We start from the raw sequence: 20,172 nt of genomic DNA on the forward strand, positions 1-20,172 counted from the left end.
ACCGCGACCTCCCACTTCGAGCTCAACCCGATGCCACGCCCGGACCCCACCCGAAGTCCGCATATCTGATGCCACGTTTTCTGCCTGGACTTCCGCGCTGGGCCCGCCAAACCGGGCCGCGGCCTCCCACCTCGGGCTCGCCTATGCGATGCCACACTCCGTCCCGGTCGATTGCCCGCGCTCGAGTTGCGGTTGGCGAAGTCGTCGCGGCTAGGCCCTGTGTGACGGCAATCACCAGCGCTGTTCGGAGTCCTTGAACTTGAAATTTAGGTGAGCCGAAATTTATCATTCGTCGTGTGAAGGTTTTGCTCCACCCGTTGTTCCGCACTCCGGCTCGCGTGTTCGCCGCGCTACTCGGCGTCATCGCGTTGACTGCCACGCTTGCCGCATGTGGCGAGTCCGCGAACCGGAATGAGAAGCCGGTGGTGCTGACCACATTCACCGTGCTCGCCGATATCGCCCGTCAGGTCGCGGGTGAACATCTCACCGTCGAATCGATTACCAAGGTGGGCGCGGAGATTCACGGCTACGAGCCGACTCCGGGAGATGTTCGCCGGGCCTCGACCGCCGATCTCATCCTCGACAACGGCATGAACCTCGAGGCATGGTTCGCACAGTTCGTCGAGGATGTCGACGTACGGCATGTGGTCGTCAGCGAGGGCGTGACGCCGATGTCGATCACCGAGGACGCGTACCAGGGCAAGCCGAATCCGCATGCGTGGATGTCGCCGCTGAATGTGAAGGCCTACGTGGACAACATGATTCGCGCCTTCAGCGACCTCGATCCGGAGCATTCCGCCGACTTCCGCGCCGCTGGCGCCGCCTACCAGGCCGAGCTCCAGAAGATCCACGACGAACTGGTCGGCACCCTCGCCACGCTGCCGCCCAACGAGCGCGCACTCGTTACCTGCGAGGGCGCGTTCTCCTATCTGGCTCGCGATGCCGGGCTCACCGAGAAGTACATCTGGGCGGTCAATGCCGAACAGCAGGCCACGCCGCAGCAAATCACCTCGGCCATCGATTTCGTCCGCGCGAACCGGGTGCCCGCCGTGTTCTGCGAGTCGACCGTGTCCGATGCCCCCATGCAGCGCGTGGTCGAGGCGAGCGGTGCGCGGTTCGGCGGTGTGCTCTACGTGGACTCGCTGTCGGAGGCGGACGGGCCGGTGCCCACCTACCTGGATCTCATCCGGCACGACGCCAAGACCATCAGTGCCGCGCTGACGGGCGCCCGGTCATGACTCCCAGCATCGAAATCCGTAATGTCACAGTGCACTACGGCGAGGTGCAGGCGCTCGACGGCGTCGATCTGACGTTGCACCCGGGACGTGTGTGCGGACTCATCGGCATGAACGGCTCCGGCAAGTCGACGCTGTTCAAGACCATCATGGGTCTGGTGCGCCCCGATCGGGGCACGGTCCGCATCGACGGGGCCGATCCCGCGGTCGCGCGTCGCGCCGGAACGCTCGGCTACGTGCCGCAGAGCGAGGCCGTCGACTGGAGTTTCCCGCTCTCGGTGCGCGATGTGGTGATGACCGGACGGTACGGCCACATGGGCTTCACTCGCCGCGCCCGTCGTGCGGACCGCGAAGCTGTCGCACACGCCTTGGAGCGAGTGGAACTGACCGACCTGGCCGACCGTCAAATCGGGCAATTGTCCGGCGGACAGCGCAAGCGCGCCTTTGTGGCGCGCGGAATCGCCCAGGGTGCAACGATTCTGCTGCTCGACGAACCGTTCGCCGGAGTGGACAAGCGTTCCGAAGCCACCATCACCACGCTGCTGCGTGAGCTCGCCGTGGACGGAGCCACCATCCTGGTGTCCACCCACGACCTGCACGCCCTGCCCGACCTCGCCGACGAATCGGTCTTGCTCATGCGAAAAGTGCTCGCGCACGGCGACTCCCGCGAGGTCCTGCGCCCGGAGAAGCTGGCACTGGCCTTCGGCCTCGATGTGCTGGAGCGCGATGCGCTCCCGAAGGCGGGTTGACATGTCCCTCGTGGAGTTCTTCGTCGATCCGCTGCGCTACGAGTTCATGGTCCGGGCGCTGGCCACCAGCCTCGTCACGGCCGTGGTGTGCGCGACGCTGTCCTGCTGGCTGGTGCTGATCGGGTGGTCCCTGATGGGCGATGCGGTGTCGCACGCGGTGCTGCCCGGTGTCGTCCTCGCCTACATCGTCGGCGCGCCCTTCGCGGTGGGCGCGGTCGTCTTCGGCTTCCTCGCCGTCGCACTGATCGGCATCGTCCGCAACACCAGTCGAGTGAAGGAAGACGCGGCCATCGGCATCGTCTTCACCACCCTGTTCGCCTTCGGTCTGGTCCTGGTCTCGGTGACGCCGAGTAATACCGACTTGAACCACATCATCTTCGGCAACCTGCTGGGCGTGAGCAGCGACGAACTCATCCAAATCGCCGTCCTCGCCGTCATCGTCCTCGCCGCCCTCATCCTGAAACGACGCGACTTCACCCTCTACGCCTTCGACACCACCCACGCCCACGCCATTGGCCTGCGACCTCGCCTTCTCGGCACCGCGCTGCTCGCGCTGCTCGCCCTGACCGCGGTCCTCGCGCTCCAGGCGGTCGGAGTCATCCTGGTGGTGGCCATGCTGATCATTCCCGGAGCGACCGCCTACCTGCTCACCGATCGCTTCGGCCGCATGCTGCTGATCGCCCCCTCGATCTCCGCCCTGTGCTCGGTGATCGGCCTGTATGTCAGCTACCACCTCGACACCGCGCCGGGTGGCATGGTGGTCGTGGTCCAGGGCGTCGCCTTCACCGCGGTGTACCTATTCGCCCCGCGCCAGGGCGTTATCGGCCGCCGCATCGCCGCAGCCCGCCGTCGCACCGCCGTCGCGGCCTGATCGACGCGATCGTGGAACCGCGCTGACCTGGACCGGGTGAACGCAGACGGACCGGCGGGACATATCGGCACGCACGTGGACTCGCCCCGCTGCGCGTCCCCGAAACCCATGGGGCCGCGCCACTAAACTGGATAGGTGGACGCACCCACGGCGCAGCGGGAGTTCTCCGCTTACGGGCTGTCGCATTGGATTGTGCTCGCCGTCTTCGCAGTAGGCGCGGTGCAGGTCGTCGTCATCGGACGGACACATCGAAATGCCGACGCCGCACGGCGTTTCAGCCGCACCTTCGGGGCGGTGACGCTGGCGCTGTATCTGGCGATCTACCTCGCCACGATGTTCCCTCCGACTCTCGGCCGCTCGGTTCCACTGCGCCTGACCGACCTCGCGACCCTCGTCGCCGGCTACGCGCTGTGGTCACACCGACACTGGGCATACGCGCTGACCTACTACTGGTGTCTTACCCTGAGTACGCAGGCGCTCATATCACCGGCTCTGGAGAGCCCCGACTTCCCGCACTACGAGTTCCTGGCCTTCTGGGCGATCCACTTGGCCGTGGTCTGGGCCGCGATTTACTTGACCTGGGGCATAGGTATGCGTCCGGACTGGCGCAGCTATTGGTTCACCGTGGCGGTCACCGTCGCGTGGGTCGCGATCACGTTCGTCTTCAACTCTCTCGCCGACAGCAACTACGGTTTCGTCAACCGGAAACCCTCGACGCCGTCGCTACTCGATGTGCTCGGACCGTGGCCCTGGTACCTGGGCACGGTGGCTGTGGTGTTGCTGGTGGTTTGGGCCTTGATGACCTGGCCTTGGGTCCGATCCCCGGCGACGCCGACGTCACCTGCTCCTGACCCGCCGACAAGCTCGCCGCGCACCGAGCACGGCTGATTCGTGCCGCAGCCGACGGTGCAACGCACTCGAGTTCCGAAGCCGAACAACCTCTGCCGATGAAATCGGAACAACAGCGGCAGACGAACATTCGCTCATGCTGAGGTGCGTACTTGTCGGAGCCGACTATGACGTGCAGGAAGGGCGCGACGCACTGGCGAGCGGACGAGCCCGAGGTGCGGCTCAGGGCATCCTGTTGGCTGGTTCATCCTGTCCGACGGGAGCAACCATTGCGTAGGTGCTGGCCGCCGCATGCCGGGCCAGAGAGCGCGGCAGGAGTCGCAGCAGCGTTGCCGTCAGGGTGTTGATGCGGCCGGGGGAAACGATGGCATGGCCTCGCTCGTTTGCGAGCAGGGCTTTCTCGGCTACAAATTCTGGGTCGGTCCACATCATCGACGGCAGTGCTGAGGCGTCGACTCCGGCTCGGGTTTGCAGTTCGGTTCGGGTATATCCGGCGCACACGCAGGTCACCGTGATTCCTTTGTCGCGCAGCTCGTGATGCAGTGACTCGCTCAACGAGATCAGTGCTGCTTTGCTGGCGCCATAGGAGGCAAGGCCGGGAGCCGCGGCAATTCCTGCTAGGGATGCGATGTTGAGGATGCGGCCACCGCGTTGCATCGTTTGTGCGGCGGCGTGACACAACCGTAGGGGTACGGCCGCATGCAAGACCAGTTGTCCGAGTTCGGGTTGCAGCTCCAGGTCGGCGAAGGCTCCGTAGGTGGTGTAACCGGCGTTGTTGATGAGCAGCTGCACCCGATCCCGGACGCGGTCTTCGACAACACCGAGGTCATGCTCGTCCAAGAGGTCCGCGACCAGGACCTCTGCTCCTATCTCGCGGGCAAGTGTGTCGAGGCGGCGGCGATCGCGCCCCACTGCCACAACATGCCAACCCTGCCTCGCGAGTATTCGCGCAAAGGCGGCACCGATACCGCTGCTGGCACCCGTGATAAGGGCTGTCCGTTCCAGGTCACTGCCGGCGGTTTCGTATTCCATCGATCATCCTCTCGCGAGTCCGGTGCGGGCCAGCCGGTTCAGGTGCGTGGGACCGGCTGGTCGAGTAGGCGAAGGACGGGGTCGAGGGCGGCGGGAGCGTCGGCGAGGGCGTGGCTGGTGAATTCGATAATGGCGAGTTCGTGGCGTACGACGTAGTCGAAAAACGCTGCCTCGGAGGTGTTTTCGTAGTAGCTGGCCAGGCGATGGAAGGCGGGCAGGTAGCGGGTTGTCGTTTCGCGGACCGCGCGCAATTGCAGTCCGTACGGCAATAGCGGCAATCCGCTGCCGCCGATGCGGCCGACCGTGTCCGCGACGGTGTTGCTCGGTGGAATATGCGGCTGGGCGCGTTCGAGGAAGGCGGTAACACCCGCCTGGGTCCGGATCTCCAACTCGCACAGGGCCTGCCAGGCGTCGCGGTGACGCGTGGACTTGGCGCGGTCGGCGGCGGCAGCGAAGAAGGACGAGCCGAGTTCTTCGGATTCGACGAGACGGTGCAGGTCGGCTGCGACGCTGGCGGGGATCGTTGTCATGAGTTCACCTGTATTCGGGAGCGAGAGAAAGGAATTCGGCGACGAGCCGATTGAATCGGGTGGGCCGCTCGAGCATCGGCAGATGCCCGGTGCCAGGAAGGATTTCCACCCGCTGCACCGCCGGGTTGGCGGCAGCGAAGCGCCGCAAGTCGGCCGCGGGGGTGATCCGGTCGAGTTCGCCGCCGATCAGCAGAGTCGGGCGGGTGAGGGTGAGCGCGGCGGTGAAGTCGTGGCCGAATCCCTGTCGCAGAGTCGAGAGGGTGCCGGGACCGCCCACACCGGCCAGGAAGTGGCCGAATACTTCCTCGGAGATGTCGTCCGGGTGCGGCACATAGGGTGCCAGCGCCAATTTGCGCGCCCACGGCGTTCGGGTGATCAGCGCCTGGATCGCGGCGGGAAGCGGCAGACCCGCGGTAGCCGCTTCGACGAGGAAATTCGCCAGCCCAGGGTCGCGGCGCAGCGTGGCGATCGGCGCGTCGAACAGCGCCAGCACCGAGGTGATCGGACCCCCGACCAGCACAACCCGGTCCACCGTCCGCGGGAGCCGGGCTGCCGCCTCGCAGGCCACCAACGTGCCCAACGAATGCCCGACCACGTCGATCCGCTCGACCCCGCACGAGACCCTCAGCGCGTCCATCACGGCCACGGCGTTGCCGATGGTCGATGCGCGCGGTTTCTCGGAATCGCCGAATCCCGGCAGATCGACCGCGATTACCCGGTGTGTGCGCGCCAATGCCGGGATCGTCGCGGCCCAGTGCCGCCAGCACCCGCCCAGGCCGTGAATGAGAACGCACACTCGCTCACCGTCGCCTGCCTGCACGAAAGCGACCCGGCGTCCGTTGACGACGAGGTCGCGTCGTTCCGCTTCCGGCTCGCTCACCGATTCGACGCTGAGTAGGGAATCTCTGCCCACCCCGGCTCCTGTCTCGCGCTGTCCGCTGTCGGCGGCCTGACCGCGACCCACCACCACTGAATGTCACTTTCCCACTGAAAGTCACTTGCAGAGACTAGCGCTGCTCGGATCGCCCCGCAAGTCGTTGTCAGCCATTCACGTATCGTTTCGGGGTGCCCGATCCCGTCCACCAACCACAACAACCCGGCCTGCTCGAGCGCCGGAAGATCCAGGCGATGCTGGAGATCCAGGATGTGGCTCTGGAATTGTTCGAGTCCGACGGCTACCGCAAGGTGTCGGTGGAACAGGTCGCCGCCGCAGCGGGAATTTCGGCAAGCACGATCTACCGCTACTTCGGCACCAAGGAACAACTGGTCGTCTGGGACCACGTCGACACCCAAGCCCTCACCCTGCTGACCGCCGACACCGGCGTGGTCACGCCAGCCGAACTGCTGGCCGCGGTCACAGCGGCGGCACCGATCGTCATTGCGGCCGTCACGCATCCGGGCGAAGAGCACCGCATCCGACGGCGTGTCCGACTGATGACGTCCGAACCCGATGTCCGGACCGGTGAGTTCCAACAGATCCACCGTCTGGAACACCACATCCGGCGCCTACTCGCCCTCCGGCTCGCGCGCGACGAGGCCGATCTGGCCATCCGCTACGCCGCCGCACAGGCCGCCTGGGGTTACTTCGCCGCCTTCGAATACTGGGCCGCAACCGAATTCACCGAACCACTCACCGACGTTCTCCAGCGCACCACCGACCTGATGGTCAAAGCAGTCGGCGCGGTACTGAACACCGTTGGATGACAGACGAGCCACGCCCGAGCCGACAAACCCCTCACCCCAACACATTCGGCGGTGGACCTGCGATTCACTGAACGGGCAGACGAGTCGAAATGCCCGCACCGCCAGTGCCCGACGAAGACCGGGGCTGGTCTCTCCGCGCCCACGGGCAATGGCGGCAAGCGGCGAGATCGTCTCTGCGCGCTGTGCGATCCGGATGTCTTGTGGTCGGGTTGGGCTCGCGTCTCTTTGGAGATGACCGACAGTCGCAGCGAAGGCGGATGCGAGAAAGCTTGCGCGACAGCTACGTCGCGCGGGTGGCAGAATACCGGGGACTGCCGATCACATTGTGCCCTGTCGACGTCGGTGCATTCTTGGGAACGGATGCGGCACCGGAAGTGGCCTGTGGATTGCCTGGGATGGTAACGACGTGATCATGTACCGGACCGACACCGAATGGCATGCCGATCACACATCATCGCCCACGAGATCGGTCACATGCTGCTCGGCCACGGCGCGACTGCGAGCGGTCTCGGTGGAGCTGCGGCTGATCTGCCGTTGCGCGAATTGATGCCCTCGCTGTCGCTCGAAACCATCCGCAGCGCACTGCGCCGAGCGATGGTCCGATACCGGCTTGCGGGCATAAACTTTGTGATCATCGAGGCGAAGCGTCACCAGAGACTCTTGCAAATCAAGGCGTTGCTGTCACCCCAGGTAAGGCTGGGGCCGCCTTTCGGTATGATGCCCTAGCCGTAGTCGCACGGTGTCATGTATCGGTAGTCCTGCCAATTCTTCCAACTGAATAAATCGAACCTCTGTCGACTCGGAGCTGACCTTGATTTCCCCGCCGCAAACGCGGCCGTAGAACGTGATGTTGAACTCCTGACGGATTTCTCCGTCTGCATATTCGATGATGTGTTCGGGATCGGTATAGATTCCGAGAAGGCCGGTTATCTCGATATCTAGGCCCGTCTCTTCCTTGGTTTCCCGTATCACGCACCGTTCGAGGGTTTCCCCGATATCCATTACGCCACCCGGGAACGACCAGTTGCCAGAGTCGCTGCGACGCTGCATGAGGATAGCCCCCTGATCGTCTGTGACCAGGGCTGATCCTCCTGGCACCAGACTGTTCGCCTTGGGCGCGTTGGGGTCCCGGTAGTAGTCACGCCGTTTTCCCATGAATAACCCCTTGGCCGTAAGGGGCTACGGTGCCCCAGATTTGTTCTACCTGATCGGCGAACGATGAAAAAATGCCGTGTGGCGAAAGTTGTCTCAAATGCAGCGCCGTATGTTGGTAGCCGCGAGCGCGGATGAGATACGGAGTGACGATCATCTGATCGTCAAATCTGAACACCGAGTTGTAAAGATGGATCGAATGCAAGCCGATCTGACACCCTGGGCCATTGGCAAGTTGACCCAACATGCTCAAGGCGTTACGGATTCGACCGGGTAAAGTGCCATTCATTTGTTCCAGCGAGTCCCGCTCGGCGACATGGCCACAATCAGGGTCCGCGAAAGCTAAGCGCACCTGGGCGCCGTTTCGACATTTTCGAGCGATGACGTCTGCCGCATCGGGTAACAGCTCAAATACGAACGGGTATGCGTACCCGATGATATCTATCTGTTCTTTCGCTCCGAGTATGAGCGACATCCAGAGATCGTTGGGGATGTCGGCGCGGTGAGCGTAGGCGTTGACAACCTCAGCGGTGGCCGGTGCGCCCGCGCCCAGATCCGGCCGAGTCTGCGGCCACAACGTCTCCTCGGACTCGTTCAGGACCCGTGCTACTTCGAGTCGGGTCCTTCGGTGAGGTATCCGACCGGCCAACCATCGGTTCACTGTCTTCACGTCTACGCCGACAGCTGCGGCAAGCATCGCTGAGTCCAGTTGTGCTCGCAGCATTGCCGATTCGAGGCGCTGGCTCATACCGGAACCCTACGGGACAAACGGGGACGCTTCGGGCGTTTCCAAGTGTCCGATGAAACGTCCTCAGCGCAGTTCAGGCGTCCAGATCTTGACCATAGCGTCAGGTCAGGCGCTCGGTACCGGCCGTCAATTGACCCGGTGCCGAGTGCTAGCCAACAAAGCTCTAGGGGGCAACGAATGCCACACACCGAAGCTGAAGCCATCGTGCTGGCGACACTGAAGGGTGCTGGGCCACTGTCGATAAGCCAGTTGACCGAAAGGGCAGCTCTGACAGAGAAAACGGTCCGGGTGGCCGCGATGGCGCTGCACGACAGCGGTCTAGTAGAGATCAACAAGCGGCGTAACCCGCAGACTTGGGAGCTGAGCCAGACCGGGCGGCGGCTCGCAGATACCGCACGGGGACGCGCCTTGATGGACGTTCCACGCCGACGCAGGCGGCGGTCATGAGACCAACGCCGATTGCACTCGGATACTTGCGCCGGGATGTCTCCGGTGTCTCGCAGGTCTGGGATGAAACCCACATCCGCAGTCTCGCCAAGCGACTCGGCTACGACCTGCTCGAGATCGTGGTGTTCAGCGCGAAGACCGATCGACCCGTCCCAAGGTTGATCGACGCGGCGCGGACGGTCGACCTGGACGCCGTGATCGTGCCCAGCACAGCGCATTTCGACGGCGGCGAGATCCCGCAGGAATTGATCAACACCTGTGACGTACTCACCGTGAACCCCGAGACAACCCACGCGCGGAACTCCGCGCCGCAGATCTTCGCCGGTGACACGCGCTGATCACGGCACGACCACCGAAAACAGAATCCCCGCGCACCAGGATGCTCGCCGATCGGCCCGCGACCGTAGCCGGCCGGCTGGTGCAGGCTCGGTGCTGCTGCTCTGAAAGTGGTTGCACACGAAAGGTTCTCGACGTAGGTCCGGCCGCATGGCTGACCCCGAGATTTTGGCCGCTCGTTGGATCGCACGGTATGGTTCGTCCGTACCAATGAAGGGGAGATCCATGAGTTACCTTTCTGGCAGCGCGGACAGCGCGGCGGTCTCGTGTCCTCCGGCTTCCTGCTGAGCGCGGTAGCCGGCGGGATGGTCGCCGGTATCCGGCTGTCCACGATGGTTCCTGCCCATAATGGCGTTCGGTTCGCTTAGGTGAAGCTGACAATCTCGCCCGACATGGTGGTGAGCGAAGAGCTTGCGGTTGCGCCGCCGACACAGCGACCATTTCGCACGATTTTCATCGGCGGAATTGTGCTCACCGCTGCGCTTTTCGCGATCGGCGGCTGGGAGCGGCGCTGGATTGCCGACGACGGCTTGACCGTGCTGCGTACGGTGCGAAACCTGCTGGCGGGCAACGGCCCAGTCTTCAATGCGGGTGAGCGCGTCGAAGTCAACACCAGTACGGCCTGGACCTACCTCATCTGGTTCTTCAGCTGGCTGACACAGGCGCGGCTGGAGTACGTGGTGCTGGGTATCGCGCTGACGCTGTCGGTCACGGCCATCGTCTTCGCGATGGTGGGCGCGGCCCGGTTGTGGGATGGCGGCGGTACCCAATTACTGCTTCCGGCAGGCGCTCTGGTCTATATCGCGGTGCCCCCCGCCCGCGACTATGCCACCTCGGGACTGGAGTCCAGCCTGGTCATCTGCTGGCTGGCGGTGCTGTGGTGGTGGCTGATCCGCTGGAGCCGCGCCGAAACAGTTTGCTTAGCAAGCATTTTCGGCCTGGCCTTCGTCGCAGGTCTGGCGCCGCTGATCCGGCCGGAGATGACGCTGGTCGGCGCGCTGGCGCTGCTCATAATCTGCTGCGCGCCACAGCCTGGGATCCGGGTGCGGCCGTGGATGTTCCGTGCACTGATGGTAACGATGGCGGGTGTGGTGCCGGTCACCTATCAGATCTGGCGCATGGGTTATTACGGTCTGCCGTACCCGAATACGGCTGTTGCCAAAGATGCGGGCGGCGCGAAATGGCGGCAGGGGTTGGTCTACCTGTGGAATCTGGTTGGGCCGTACTGGCTGTGGGTGCCGCTGGTGATGCTGGGTGTGGCGGCGGTGGTGGCGGTGCGGTCCCGACGTATCGGTGGTCATGCCGCTATCGCGTCCGACCGCAATGCTGAACCGGGTCTGCGCGAACGCATTCACCGACTCAGCGGGCGGCTGCGGACCCCCGTCGCGGTGGTCACACTCATGCTCGGCAGCGGTGTCCTGCTGGCCTTCTACGAGATCCGTGTCGGCGGCGACTTCATGCACGGCCGGATGCTGCTGCCGCAGCTGTTCTGCCTGCTGCTGCCCGTCATGGTGCTGCCGCTGAAGTCTTCGGCCGCGCAGGCGGACCCGCGCCGCACCGGCCGGGCCTTCCTGATCGTGTCAGCAGCTTTCGCTGGAACCGCGGGCTGGGCGCTGTTCGCGGCCAACGCCACCGCGATCGAGACCGACACCAAGATCAGCACCTCCGGCATCGCAGACGAGCGGCTCTACTACGTCCAGACCACCGGCCACGATCACCCGCTCCGCGCCGAGGACTACCTGGACTACCCGCGTATGCGCGCCATGGTCGGCGATATCGCAAGAAGCCCGAACGGCGGTCTGCTCATCAATTCGCCGTCCTGGAGCTGGACCATCGTCCCTCCTCCGACACCGATCCCAGATGGTGGCGCCGGGCATACCGTGTTCTTCGTGAACCTCGGCATGATCGGCATGAACATGCCCCTCGATGTCCGCGTCCTCGATCCGATGGGTCTGTCGTATCCGCTTGCTGCACACACTTTTCGGTTCCCAAATGCCCGTATCGGCCATGACAAGAACCTCGACTCGGACTGGGTGGTCGTGGATGCCGGCATGGTGGACGAGCATCCCTGGATGCCATGGTTCCTGGACGAGGGCTGGGTGACCCGGATCCGAACCGCCCTGAGCTGCCCGGAAACTCGGGATATGCTGGCCTCTACCCGCGCCCCGCTCACCTTCGACCGATTCCGGCGCAATATCCAGCGGTCGGTGGAATACGCCAAGTACCGCATCGACCGGGTGCCGGAGTACGAGATCGAGCGGTGCGACGTGGGTTGAGTCCAGCAACGACCCGGCGTGCATCGAGAAGATGAACCGGGTCCTGACGCGGCGCTAGCGGATCTCCAACTGATAGGTGATCTCGACCCAGAAGCCGCCGGGCTCGTATTCGCCACCGAAGGTGAGGACGTAGTCGCCAGGCGCGAGATCATCGAGACGGACCCACAGGCCCCAAGCTTTGGCCTTGAACCGGCCGGCGTGACCGAATGGACCGCCCGCTGCCGCCGTGATCCGGAATGCCTTGTCGTTGGTCACTGCTCGCACGGGCAGTGGGACTCCGTTCAATGCGGCGTGACCGGACGCCGCGGGCGCAACCGGCACCTCGCCACGCGCGAAAAATCCGTCCGGAACCTTCTGGAACATATTGAAAGCCGGGAAGAAGATCGGCCGGCCGTGCGGAATCGTGCACTGCCGCTCGACTCGCCCACCGAAGGTGCCTGCCAGGAACCAGACATCCGTCGGCTGATCGATCGCGGCGAACTCTCCGGTCTTGTCCACTACCGGATTCTTGGCGTTCGGCACCGACATCGCCCACTGCCACCAACGAGCTGCCAGCTCGACGTCGCTACTCGCCATCTCTCTACCCCATACAACCATCGACGCGAAGAAGAGTGCGAGCCACGCTGGATCGCCCCTTCCGAAGTGGACCTGGAGGAGGGTATACGAACCGGACGGTCTGCGCCGCTCCAAGCCACCCCGGGTGACGGTTGCAGCATCAACCTTTTCCGGACACGGCACCAGCCGCTCATAGCAAACGCACTCTTTCGCCGCATAGTGCGCGGTTCGATCGGCATCACCGCCTGACAGAGGTACGACTGAGCCCCGCCCAGATGTCTGGACGGGGCTCAATGAGTCTGTGCGCGTGGTGGTTCGACCGCGGGCTACTTGTTCTTCGAAGGTGAGGCTACTCCGCTTCGGAACTCGACCTCATTGACGTCCACTCAGGATGTGTACCAAAGATCCGACCGATCCAACCCTCCAATCCAAAAGTGCCGTCGCTCACCGACTTTCGCAGCAAGCGGCCGTGACGCATTGGTTCGAGCCGGAAGCTTGCCAGATGCGTCTCGGTGTCGGCACACTGTCGGTCATGCTTGATAATCAAGGCGGTTGGGCTGGCATCTACTGGTCGGCGTGGACCAACTTGGAGCTGGTGCGGACCCGCCTGGAAGCAGGCGCGAACCCCGACTTCCTACTGCGTGACCAGATTCGGCCGCTGGACGCGGCCGCCGAATACGGTTCCCCGGAAGTAGTGGCGGAGTTGGCGACCCGGGTCAGTGACGTCGACGCGGTGTCGTGGGGCCGCACCGCATTGTGGCGGGCGGTTCACGAAAACCGCATCGACACCGCCCGCGCTTTGGTCGAGGCAGGCGCTGATCTGTCACGCCCGATGATGGCCGGCTGGTCCTCGGGCAAACTGAGCCTGGCCGGTCCGCATCCGATGATCGCTGACGCATTGTCCGCCTCGGACCAAGCCGCAGTCGACGAGGGGCACCGCCTGACGAGCGCACTGGGCAAGTTCGAGTACGAGGGGCTGAGCCTCGCCTGCGTCGCCGGCATCGACATCGCCGAGGCCGTCCGCCGCTTGAACGCCGAAGTTGTCTCGGCGGATTCGGTGACCGAGGAGGAAATGGGGACGTATCCACTGGCCAACCATGTCGAGTTGACGCTGTGGGCGACCGACGTCCCCGGCGGCTGCGTGATCGTCCAACCCTGGGCCTACGGCGCCTGGATGACCGGCGTCTCAACACTCCTTTCGGCCGGCACAACATGCTATGCGATGTATGCCAACCCGAAGAGCGGCAACCAAGGCAGCATCGTCCACAACGGCCAGATCACCGGCCGAGGCCTGTACCCCGCCAGCTACCCGCGCGGGGAGGACGACTCAGCCGAGGAAATTCTCGCCTCATACCTGTTTCAGCACAGTTCCATCGCGTACTGCTGCGCGTATACCGGCCTGCGGCTCACCGACTCGCGCGCCTTCGTCGGACCGCCCGACCTCTGGCTACGCCTCCCGAACCGCGACTGGCACTGACAAATCGCATCTCCGAGCACTAGCACAGCGAGCATCCAAACGTTGCGGCCCCCGGGCGCACTCATGCCGAATGGCGTGTAGTCGGCTGTCGGGGCGTGTAGCGATGGGACGCTTTTCCTGCCTTGTTGTTTTGGCTGCGGTGAAAGTGGATCGGTGGCTAGTGGCCGATCTTGTCCAGGTCGACGAGCTCCTTATCGGAGAGCGGCAATTTCGCGCCGACGACATTCTCGCGCAGATGCGCGACCGAGGAGGTACCCGGGATCAGCAGGATATTCGGCGACCGCTGTAGCAGCCAGGCCAGAGCGATTGATATCGGTGTCGCGTCCAGCCTGGCGGCCACGGCCGAAAGTGCCGAGGACTGAAGGGGACTGAATCCGCCGAGCGGGAAGAAGGGAACGTAGGCGACGCCTTCGTCGGCGAGCCGGTCGATCAGCTCGTCGTCGTGGCGGTAGGCCAGGTTGTACATGTTCTGCACGCACACGATCGGGGCGATCGACTGCGCCTGTGCGACCTGCTCGGTGGTCGCGTTGCTGACCCCGAGGTGCCGGATCAGCCCCTGTTGCTGGAGTTCGACGAGCGTCTCGAACGCCGCCGCGAGCGAGCCGGATTGGGGCCCCTGGGCGTCGCCGAGTCGGAGGTTGACCAGGTCGAGCGCCTCGACGCCGAGGGTTTCGAGGTTGTCGTCGATGGCGCGGCGCAGATCGTCAGGCTCTCGGGCCGGGGGCCAGCCGCCCTGCCGGTCACGGATCGCGCCGACCTTGGTCACGATGTGCAGTGATTCGGGGTAGGGGTGCAGCGCCTGCCGGATCAGCTGGTTGGTGATATGCGGTCCGTAGGCATCGGCGGTGTCGATGTGGGTGATGCCCAGGTCCACCGCCTCGCGAAGGACCGCGAGTGCGCCGTCGTGGTCGGCCGGTGGCCCCAAGACTCCCGGACCGGCCAATTGCATTGCGCCGTAACCGAATCTGCTGACGGTCAGATCCCCCAGGGACCAGGTACCGCCGGGAAGCGCGGTGGACTGCATGCCCATGACTGTTCCTTTCGTATCGAGCTGGTTGGTGGTGCACAACTGAACGTTGCTCCACAATGGAGGTGTAACTCTCGGATAGGAAGTACGCACTTCGAAGTGCGTAATGCACCCGCGGATCACAGGAGCGGTCGATGGCAACACAGACAGCGGCGCAGAAACGGGCACAGATCAAGGCCCAATACGACGCATTCCTGTCGGCATGCCCGAGCCGCCAGCTGCTCGACCGGATCTCCAACAAATGGGTCACGCTGATCCTGTGTGCGCTCGACGGTGACGGTGGTTCGATGCGCTATTCGGAGCTGTCCCGCCAACTGGCCGGCGTCAGCCAGAAGATGCTCACCCAGACACTGCGCTCCTTGGAACGAGACGGTCTGATCACCCGCACCGTGACGCCGACTGTGCCCGTCACGGTCTGCTACGAGTTGACCGAACTCGGTCTCTCACTGCGCCAGATGATGCGTGGGGTGAAGAGCTGGGCCGAGATACACATGGACGACGTGCTCGACAACCGAGCGAGCTACGACACCGGCACCGCCTGATCAAGCCGCAGATGCCTGCACGTCTGCTCAAATATTCGCCAGTGACCTTGCGGGTCATGGCGATCCGCTCCTCGGCGGTGAACAGCGCGCGCTTGCCGACGGAAGACGATAACTTTGGCAAAGAGCGTTGCGGCGCGGTCCCCGGGGGCGGTCATCCTGTACTGCGGAAGCAGCCGAGGCAGGCGGAGATTCTCGACTTCAGCGTGCCTTTTGTCGCGGTGGTGAATTGACTGCGGGTGAGCGCGCGGCTAGAACGACGAGACCGATAGGCATCAGCGCTCGGAGTGTTCGCGGAGTCCGATCCAACTGGTACCCAACTTCTCCCAGATTCGCTGGTACTCATCGAAGGTTTCGCGGACTCGCTGGGGATCAAGTTGGTCGGCGGCGGTTGTGGCGACGTAGAACGCCAACTCATCCCTGAGGCGATTGAATCGATACGAAGCCTCCTCCATGGCAACCCACAGGGGTCGCCATGCAAAGAATGGCTCGAGGGCGCTGAAAGCTGTGACAACGGCCACCAGTGCGAATGCGGTGCCGGTCCACGGATCGAGGTTTTGCAGCCCGAGGATGATCGTCGACGCGGCAGAGAAGACAACCAAGGCTACGCGCAGTACAACGGCTCGCCACCGGAATCCGCGCTTGCGGCGCCGAGCGTATGCGTGAGCAGCGTCGATCTGAGCGCGGACATAGGTAGCAAGTTCCAAAGGTGTTAAGCCAGATGGCAAGTCGCTCACGCGTTGACAGTAGCGGGCAGTCACTGACCACGCTCGCCACATTCGGACACGCTGTAGTCCGTCGCTCGGGCCGTTCTGGCGAGGCCGCACCGACGCACGGCAAACGCATTCCATCCGATACTGGCAGCCGAAACGGACGGCCCGCTCGATCAACGCCTTCTGTACCCCATCCACGCGATGCAATTCAGGCCCGGACACCCGACGATATGGCAAGGCGCATCCCGTGACCGTCTGTCGCTGCGGCACTTGATGTGACAGGGCCGCCAGATTGCTCTGGATGTCGTCCAGCCGTCATCGGGGACCGGTCACCGACATGGCAGCACGCCCCAATGGCCGGTTGGAATGTGAGAAGCATCTGCACGTCAAGCGCCCTGTTCAGGGCCTGGCTCAAGTTCCGAAGCCGAATAACCTCTACCCGCAACCCCCCTGCCCCCAGCCGCCGCCACAGCGACCATTTGCAGGCAGGTTCGAGCTCGGACTATGGCAGCGTGAGTTCTATTCTCGACAATCGGTCGTCGTCCGCGACCGCGGTGATCTCCGCGATGCGCTCGCCCGCGAATCGCAAGGTCATGACCAGCATCAGCATGCCGTGCGGGGCCAGGACCATGCCCGGCTCGCTGTCGAGCATGATCGCGCGGGCAGGCCGCGCCTTTCCGCAGAACGCTGCGGCGAGGACTCGGCCGCCGTCGAGATCGGTCCCTGCTCCCAGCAGGCGCGCGGCCTCGTCCGTGCGGTAGCTCGCGTCCGGGTCGAGCATCGCCAGGAGCGCCTCGAACTCACCGTTCTGTGCGGCACGCAGGAACGTCTCGACGGCGCGGTATCGCCGCATCCGGTCGTCGCTGCCCGACCCGGAGTTGCCTCGCACCCGTCGACGCGCCCGGCTGGCGATCCGCTGCGTCGTCTCGGGGCTGCGGTCGACGATCGGGGCGATGTCGGCGAACGGCACGGCGAAGAGGTCGTGCAGGACGAAGGCGATACGTTCGGTCGGCGAGAGCTTGTCCAAGACCACCAGCAGCGCCAGGCCGACAGAGTCCGCCAGCAGGGCCTCCTCCTCGGGATCGGTCCGAAGTCGCGGCTCGAGGCCTGCGCCGTGTTCGTCGAGGGAGTCCTCGCGGCGCGACTCGCGGGACCTGAGCATGTCCAGGCACACCCGGCCCACCACGGTCGTCAACCAGCCGGCCAGGTTCGCGACGTCGCCGGTGTCGGCACCGGCCGCCTTGAGCCAAGTCACTTGCACGGCGTCGTCGGCCTCGCTGAGCGACCCCAGCATCCGGTAGGCCACCGCCCGCAGGTGGCTCCGATGCTCCTCGAAGCGCTGCGCGAGCAGTTCGTGTCCCTTCATGTGTCTGGTTTCCTCGCCGTCACCCGTCAGAGAAGCAGGAAGCCATTCCGACATGAATATTGGAGGCAGTAAATCATGAACGTCGCTCTGTGGATCGTTGCCGGAGTGCTGGCGGCCGTGCTCCTCGTCAGCAGCGCTAAGCTGGTGATCCCCAAAGAGAAGATTCTGGCCGCTGGCGACTACGCCTCATGGGCAGAGGATTTCAGCCCCGGCGCTCTGAAAGCTCTTGGGGTCGTGGACCTTCTGGGCGCGGTAGGGCTGATCCTGCCCGCCGTGCTCGACATCGCACCGATCCTGGTACCGGTAGCGGCGACCGGCACCGCCCTGCTCTTCGCCGGGGCGATCATCGTGCGGGTGCAGCGCGGTTTGTGGACGACGGCCATCGCCGAGGTGCTCTACCTGGCCATGGCCGTGTTCCTGGCCTGGGGCCGTTTCGGCCTCGAGCCCTTCGCCTGACTCGGCCCCAAACCGCAACCACCACAAAGGAGAAGCCGCATGACCATGACCCCGCACCCAACCTCGGCTCTGATCACCGGCGGAAACAAAGGACTCGGCCTGGAGACCGCCCGCCGACTCGGAGAACTGGGCTGGACGATCTTTCTCGGCTCGCGTGACCCAGGACGAGGACAAGCCGCCGCCGACCATCTGACCGGCCGCGGCATCAACGTGACCATGATCCCGCTGGACGTGACCTCGGACCAATCGGTCGCCGACGCCGTGGTCCGCGTCCGCCAGCACACCGACCGGCTTGACGTACTCGTCAACAACGCGGGCGCCGCGGGCACCATCATGGCTCCCGCGGAGGCAACGGTAGAGGAAGTTCACTCCGTCTACGACACCAACGTTTACGGGCCGATCAGAGTCACCAACGCGTTCCTCCCTCTGCTGCGAGTGGCCGACAACCCACGAGTCGTGATGGTGTCCAGCGCCATTGGATCCCTGACGATCGCGACCGACCCGACGCAGCCCCCCGCGACATTCCACGAGCTCGCCTACAGCTCCTCCAAAGCCGCACTGAACATGATCACCATCAGGTACGCCCAAGCCCTCCCTGAGATCAGATTCAACGTCCTCACACCCGGAGAAGTCGCCAACCGCAAATACACCGCCACCGACATCAACAATCACACCGGCCAACTGACCGTCACCGAAGGCAGTGACCCGATCATCGAACTCGCGACCATCGGCGCCGACGGACCGACCGCAACCTTCATCGACCGCCTCGGCCCCGTTCCCTGGTAACTGCCCGCATGCCGCGTACCGCGCTCGCCGAACCAGCCAACGCGCGGCCCTGTCGAAACGCCTGAGCCCCCACCCGGACACCGGATGGGGGCTCAGCAGAGTCTCTGCCAGCAGCGATACCCGCGCTGGGCTACTTCTTCCCGGAGGCTTATACGTTGAAGCGGAACTCGACGACGTTCCGAAGTAGAATAACGTATGCCGATCATCCCCGTCCGCGCCGCGATCTACCTGCGCGTGAGCCTGGATCACTCCGGCGAGGGCCTAGCCGTCGAACGCCAGCGGGAAGACTGTCTAGACATTGTCACCCCTCGTGGGTGGGATCTAGTCGAGGTGTACGCCGAAGATCCGATCTCTGCGTTCAACAGATCCAAGTCTCGCCCGGCATATGACCGGATGGTCGACGACTACCGAGCATGACAGTTCAACGCTCTCGTCACTTGGGACCTCGACCGCCTCACGCGCCAGCCGCGGCAGCTCAAGGACTGGATCGATGCTGCTGAGACGAACGGACTTCGGCTCGTCACGGCCAACGGCGAGGCTGATCTACAGACCGACGGCGGGCGAATGTATGCGCGGATCAAGGCCGCGGTCGCACGGGCCGAGATGGGACGTAAGGGCGCTAGACAGAGCCGCGCCCAGCGTCAGCACGCTGCAAAGGCCGGCCACCCAGAGGCGTTCGAGCGACGGGCTACACGCTCGACGGCGAGATAGTTCCGGCCGAATCCGACGCTGTTCGAGAGGTATTCAACGCGTTCGCCGCAGCGCTATCGGGTGTCGAGCCATCGATTCGCCCGGTCGGAGATCTCACGATGGTCCAAGATCTACCCAAGACCGTTCCGGCACTACCCACACGAAGCGGCAAGGCCTGGAACCCGTCCACCGTGGTAGGGATCCTTCGAATTCCGCGCTACGCGGGTTGGAGCATGCTGGACGGCGAAATCGTCCGTGACTTGGCGGGCGCCCCGATTCGCGGACAGTGGGAACCTATCGTTCCCGACGGCATCTGGCTGGAAGTCCAGCGGCGTTTGGACGACGACGCGCGGCGGTCGAACCGCGTGGGGACCGAGCGGCGCCACCTCGGATCAGGCTTGTACCTGTGCGGAGTATGCGACGCTCGCGTGAAATCGCACAATGACCGCTACAGGTGCGCTGGCCACATCATGCGCTCACGAGCTCAAATCGATAGCCTGGTACTCGAATACGTATCCCGTCGCCTGGCCCAGCCCGACCTAGTGCCGCGTCTGGATAGCTTGCTGCGGTAATCGGGTGTCGGCTTGCTCCGGCGTCGGGGACCGGTGATGCTGCCGGTGGAGGTGGTGCCGGT

Annotated in this window: 23 protein-coding genes and 1 pseudogene; 14 read left to right on the top strand and 10 right to left on the bottom strand. The window is 64.3% G+C overall.

The genetic code is table 11. The features are described from left to right. Positions 1-362 precede the first annotated feature (362 nt). The 4 genes from AB0H61_RS17435 (at position 363) to AB0H61_RS17450 (ending at position 3,743) form a co-directional block, all read left to right on the top strand. A complete protein-coding gene (locus tag AB0H61_RS17435; RefSeq protein ID WP_357305241.1) occupies positions 363-1,238 on the top strand; it encodes a metal ABC transporter substrate-binding protein in 876 nt (291 codons plus the stop codon). Further along, on the top strand, positions 1,235-1,984 hold the full coding sequence (locus AB0H61_RS17440; protein WP_357305121.1) for a metal ABC transporter ATP-binding protein: 750 nt from the start codon (positions 1,235-1,237) through the stop codon (positions 1,982-1,984). The genes AB0H61_RS17435 and AB0H61_RS17440 overlap by 4 nt, the downstream gene beginning before the upstream one ends. A 1-nt stretch (position 1,985) precedes the next feature. After that, positions 1,986-2,855: a metal ABC transporter permease gene (locus AB0H61_RS17445; RefSeq protein ID WP_357305123.1), complete on the top strand. Its 870-nt coding sequence runs from the start codon at positions 1,986-1,988 to the stop codon at positions 2,853-2,855. 135 nt (positions 2,856-2,990) lie between these two features. Further along, the gene (locus AB0H61_RS17450; protein WP_357305126.1) at positions 2,991-3,743 is read left to right on the top strand and encodes a TIGR02206 family membrane protein; all 753 of its coding nucleotides are present in this window, start codon (positions 2,991-2,993) and stop codon (positions 3,741-3,743) included. Between the two features lie 183 nt (positions 3,744-3,926). Here AB0H61_RS17450 and AB0H61_RS17455 read toward each other — a convergent pair whose 3' ends face one another. The 3 genes from AB0H61_RS17455 to AB0H61_RS17465 are packed head-to-tail and all read right to left on the bottom strand — an operon-like array spanning position 3,927 to position 6,179. Further along, on the bottom strand, positions 3,927-4,736 hold the full coding sequence (locus tag AB0H61_RS17455) for an SDR family NAD(P)-dependent oxidoreductase (protein ID WP_357305129.1): 810 nt from the start codon (positions 4,734-4,736) through the stop codon (positions 3,927-3,929). A 38-nt stretch (positions 4,737-4,774) separates the two neighbouring features. Further along, entirely contained in the window at positions 4,775-5,266 is a 492-nt protein-coding gene (locus AB0H61_RS17460; RefSeq protein ID WP_357305131.1) for a hypothetical protein, read from the bottom strand. A 4-nt stretch (positions 5,267-5,270) separates the two neighbouring features. After that, positions 5,271-6,179 (bottom strand): alpha/beta hydrolase, encoded by a 909-nt coding sequence (locus AB0H61_RS17465; RefSeq protein ID WP_357305134.1) that lies wholly within the window; start codon positions 6,177-6,179, stop codon positions 5,271-5,273. A gap of 152 nt (positions 6,180-6,331) precedes the next feature. Here AB0H61_RS17465 and AB0H61_RS17470 point away from each other — a divergent pair, with 152 nt between their 5' ends. Further along, entirely contained in the window at positions 6,332-6,970 is a 639-nt protein-coding gene (locus tag AB0H61_RS17470; RefSeq protein WP_357305136.1) for a helix-turn-helix domain-containing protein, read from the top strand. Positions 6,971-7,414: 444 nt separating this feature from the next. Here the strand turns inward: AB0H61_RS17470 and AB0H61_RS17475 are convergent, their stop codons facing one another. From AB0H61_RS17475 to AB0H61_RS17485, 3 genes are read right to left on the bottom strand one after another with little or no spacing between them, the layout of a single operon-like run. Then, positions 7,415-7,621 carry a hypothetical protein gene (locus AB0H61_RS17475; RefSeq protein ID WP_357305140.1) on the bottom strand — a complete coding sequence of 69 codons (207 nt, stop codon included), beginning with the start codon at positions 7,619-7,621 and terminating at the stop codon, positions 7,415-7,417. 30 nt (positions 7,622-7,651) lie between these two features. After that, complete coding sequence (locus tag AB0H61_RS17480) at positions 7,652-8,125, bottom strand: NUDIX domain-containing protein (protein ID WP_357305143.1); 474 nt, start codon at positions 8,123-8,125, stop codon at positions 7,652-7,654. Beyond that, positions 8,109-8,870: a helix-turn-helix transcriptional regulator gene (locus tag AB0H61_RS17485; protein ID WP_357305146.1), complete on the bottom strand. Its 762-nt coding sequence runs from the start codon at positions 8,868-8,870 to the stop codon at positions 8,109-8,111. The genes AB0H61_RS17480 and AB0H61_RS17485 overlap by 17 nt, the downstream gene beginning before the upstream one ends. Positions 8,871-9,313: 443 nt before the next feature. Here AB0H61_RS17485 and AB0H61_RS17490 point away from each other — a divergent pair, with 443 nt between their 5' ends. Further along, on the top strand, positions 9,314-9,655 hold the full coding sequence (locus AB0H61_RS17490) for a hypothetical protein (RefSeq protein WP_357305149.1): 342 nt from the start codon (positions 9,314-9,316) through the stop codon (positions 9,653-9,655). A gap of 390 nt (positions 9,656-10,045) precedes the next feature. Beyond that, on the top strand, positions 10,046-11,929 hold the full coding sequence (gene zomB, locus AB0H61_RS17495; protein WP_357305244.1) for a flagellar motor control protein ZomB: 1,884 nt from the start codon (positions 10,046-10,048) through the stop codon (positions 11,927-11,929). Between the two features lie 54 nt (positions 11,930-11,983). On the opposite strand, the gene AB0H61_RS17500 is transcribed toward zomB, so the two are convergent. Then, positions 11,984-12,505, bottom strand: a complete 522-nt coding sequence (locus AB0H61_RS17500) for a hypothetical protein (protein ID WP_357305151.1) — start codon at positions 12,503-12,505, stop codon at positions 11,984-11,986. 448 nt (positions 12,506-12,953) lie between these two features. Here AB0H61_RS17500 and AB0H61_RS17505 point away from each other — a divergent pair, with 448 nt between their 5' ends. Then, positions 12,954-13,961 (top strand): ankyrin repeat domain-containing protein, encoded by a 1,008-nt coding sequence (locus AB0H61_RS17505; protein WP_357305154.1) that lies wholly within the window; start codon positions 12,954-12,956, stop codon positions 13,959-13,961. A gap of 157 nt (positions 13,962-14,118) precedes the next feature. Here AB0H61_RS17505 and AB0H61_RS17510 read toward each other — a convergent pair whose 3' ends face one another. Then, positions 14,119-14,985, bottom strand: a complete 867-nt coding sequence (locus AB0H61_RS17510) for an aldo/keto reductase family oxidoreductase (protein WP_357305247.1) — start codon at positions 14,983-14,985, stop codon at positions 14,119-14,121. A gap of 137 nt (positions 14,986-15,122) precedes the next feature. Between AB0H61_RS17510 and AB0H61_RS17515 the strand changes: the two genes are divergently transcribed. Then, positions 15,123-15,530 (top strand): helix-turn-helix domain-containing protein, encoded by a 408-nt coding sequence (locus AB0H61_RS17515; RefSeq protein WP_357305157.1) that lies wholly within the window; start codon positions 15,123-15,125, stop codon positions 15,528-15,530. A gap of 11 nt (positions 15,531-15,541) precedes the next feature. Beyond that, the gene (locus AB0H61_RS17520) at positions 15,542-15,760 is read left to right on the top strand and encodes a hypothetical protein (protein ID WP_357305160.1); all 219 of its coding nucleotides are present in this window, start codon (positions 15,542-15,544) and stop codon (positions 15,758-15,760) included. A gap of 42 nt (positions 15,761-15,802) precedes the next feature. On the opposite strand, the gene AB0H61_RS17525 is transcribed toward AB0H61_RS17520, so the two are convergent. Both AB0H61_RS17525 and AB0H61_RS17530 read right to left on the bottom strand, forming a co-directional pair. Continuing rightward, complete coding sequence (locus tag AB0H61_RS17525; protein WP_357305162.1) at positions 15,803-16,264, bottom strand: SLATT domain-containing protein; 462 nt, start codon at positions 16,262-16,264, stop codon at positions 15,803-15,805. Between the two features lie 478 nt (positions 16,265-16,742). Continuing rightward, positions 16,743-17,606, bottom strand: a complete 864-nt coding sequence (locus tag AB0H61_RS17530; RefSeq protein ID WP_357305165.1) for a sigma-70 family RNA polymerase sigma factor — start codon at positions 17,604-17,606, stop codon at positions 16,743-16,745. Between the two features lie 75 nt (positions 17,607-17,681). Between AB0H61_RS17530 and AB0H61_RS17535 the strand changes: the two genes are divergently transcribed. From AB0H61_RS17535 to AB0H61_RS17550, 4 genes and pseudogenes are all read left to right on the top strand, one after another. Beyond that, complete coding sequence (locus AB0H61_RS17535; RefSeq protein ID WP_357305168.1) at positions 17,682-18,062, top strand: DoxX family protein; 381 nt, start codon at positions 17,682-17,684, stop codon at positions 18,060-18,062. Between the two features lie 39 nt (positions 18,063-18,101). After that, on the top strand, positions 18,102-18,848 hold the full coding sequence (locus AB0H61_RS17540) for an SDR family oxidoreductase (RefSeq protein WP_357305171.1): 747 nt from the start codon (positions 18,102-18,104) through the stop codon (positions 18,846-18,848). A 195-nt stretch (positions 18,849-19,043) separates the two neighbouring features. Beyond that, a pseudogene (locus AB0H61_RS17545) lies at positions 19,044-19,559 on the top strand (recombinase family protein). 98 nt (positions 19,560-19,657) lie between these two features. Further along, positions 19,658-20,110, top strand: a complete 453-nt coding sequence (locus tag AB0H61_RS17550; RefSeq protein WP_357305174.1) for a recombinase family protein — start codon at positions 19,658-19,660, stop codon at positions 20,108-20,110. Positions 20,111-20,172: the final 62 nt, after the last annotated feature.

Source organism: Nocardia sp. NPDC050710 (assembly GCF_040654375.1).
GTDB lineage: Bacteria > Actinomycetota > Actinomycetes > Mycobacteriales > Mycobacteriaceae > Nocardia.

Bases quoted from the DNA above. Each gene is read 5' to 3' on its own strand.
- AB0H61_RS17440 (WP_357305121.1), top strand. From the start codon at position 1,235: ATGACTCCCAGCATCGAAATCCGTAATGTCACAGTGCACTACGGCGAG.
- AB0H61_RS17445 (WP_357305123.1), top strand. From the start codon at position 1,986: ATGTCCCTCGTGGAGTTCTTCGTCGATCCGCTGCGCTACGAGTTCATG.
- AB0H61_RS17455 (WP_357305129.1), bottom strand. From the start codon at position 4,736: ATGGAATACGAAACCGCCGGCAGTGACCTGGAACGGACAGCCCTTATC.
- AB0H61_RS17460 (WP_357305131.1), bottom strand. From the start codon at position 5,266: ATGACAACGATCCCCGCCAGCGTCGCAGCCGACCTGCACCGTCTCGTC.
- AB0H61_RS17480 (WP_357305143.1), bottom strand. From the start codon at position 8,125: ATGGGAAAACGGCGTGACTACTACCGGGACCCCAACGCGCCCAAGGCG.
- AB0H61_RS17485 (WP_357305146.1), bottom strand. From the start codon at position 8,870: ATGAGCCAGCGCCTCGAATCGGCAATGCTGCGAGCACAACTGGACTCA.
- AB0H61_RS17490 (WP_357305149.1), top strand. From the start codon at position 9,314: ATGAGACCAACGCCGATTGCACTCGGATACTTGCGCCGGGATGTCTCC.
- zomB (WP_357305244.1), top strand. From the start codon at position 10,046: ATGGTGGTGAGCGAAGAGCTTGCGGTTGCGCCGCCGACACAGCGACCA.
- AB0H61_RS17500 (WP_357305151.1), bottom strand. From the start codon at position 12,505: ATGGCGAGTAGCGACGTCGAGCTGGCAGCTCGTTGGTGGCAGTGGGCG.
- AB0H61_RS17510 (WP_357305247.1), bottom strand. From the start codon at position 14,985: ATGCAGTCCACCGCGCTTCCCGGCGGTACCTGGTCCCTGGGGGATCTG.
- AB0H61_RS17515 (WP_357305157.1), top strand. From the start codon at position 15,123: ATGGCAACACAGACAGCGGCGCAGAAACGGGCACAGATCAAGGCCCAA.
- AB0H61_RS17520 (WP_357305160.1), top strand. From the start codon at position 15,542: ATGCCTGCACGTCTGCTCAAATATTCGCCAGTGACCTTGCGGGTCATG.
- AB0H61_RS17530 (WP_357305165.1), bottom strand. From the start codon at position 17,606: ATGAAGGGACACGAACTGCTCGCGCAGCGCTTCGAGGAGCATCGGAGC.
- AB0H61_RS17535 (WP_357305168.1), top strand. From the start codon at position 17,682: ATGAACGTCGCTCTGTGGATCGTTGCCGGAGTGCTGGCGGCCGTGCTC.
- AB0H61_RS17540 (WP_357305171.1), top strand. From the start codon at position 18,102: ATGACCATGACCCCGCACCCAACCTCGGCTCTGATCACCGGCGGAAAC.
- AB0H61_RS17550 (WP_357305174.1), top strand. From the start codon at position 19,658: ATGGTCCAAGATCTACCCAAGACCGTTCCGGCACTACCCACACGAAGC.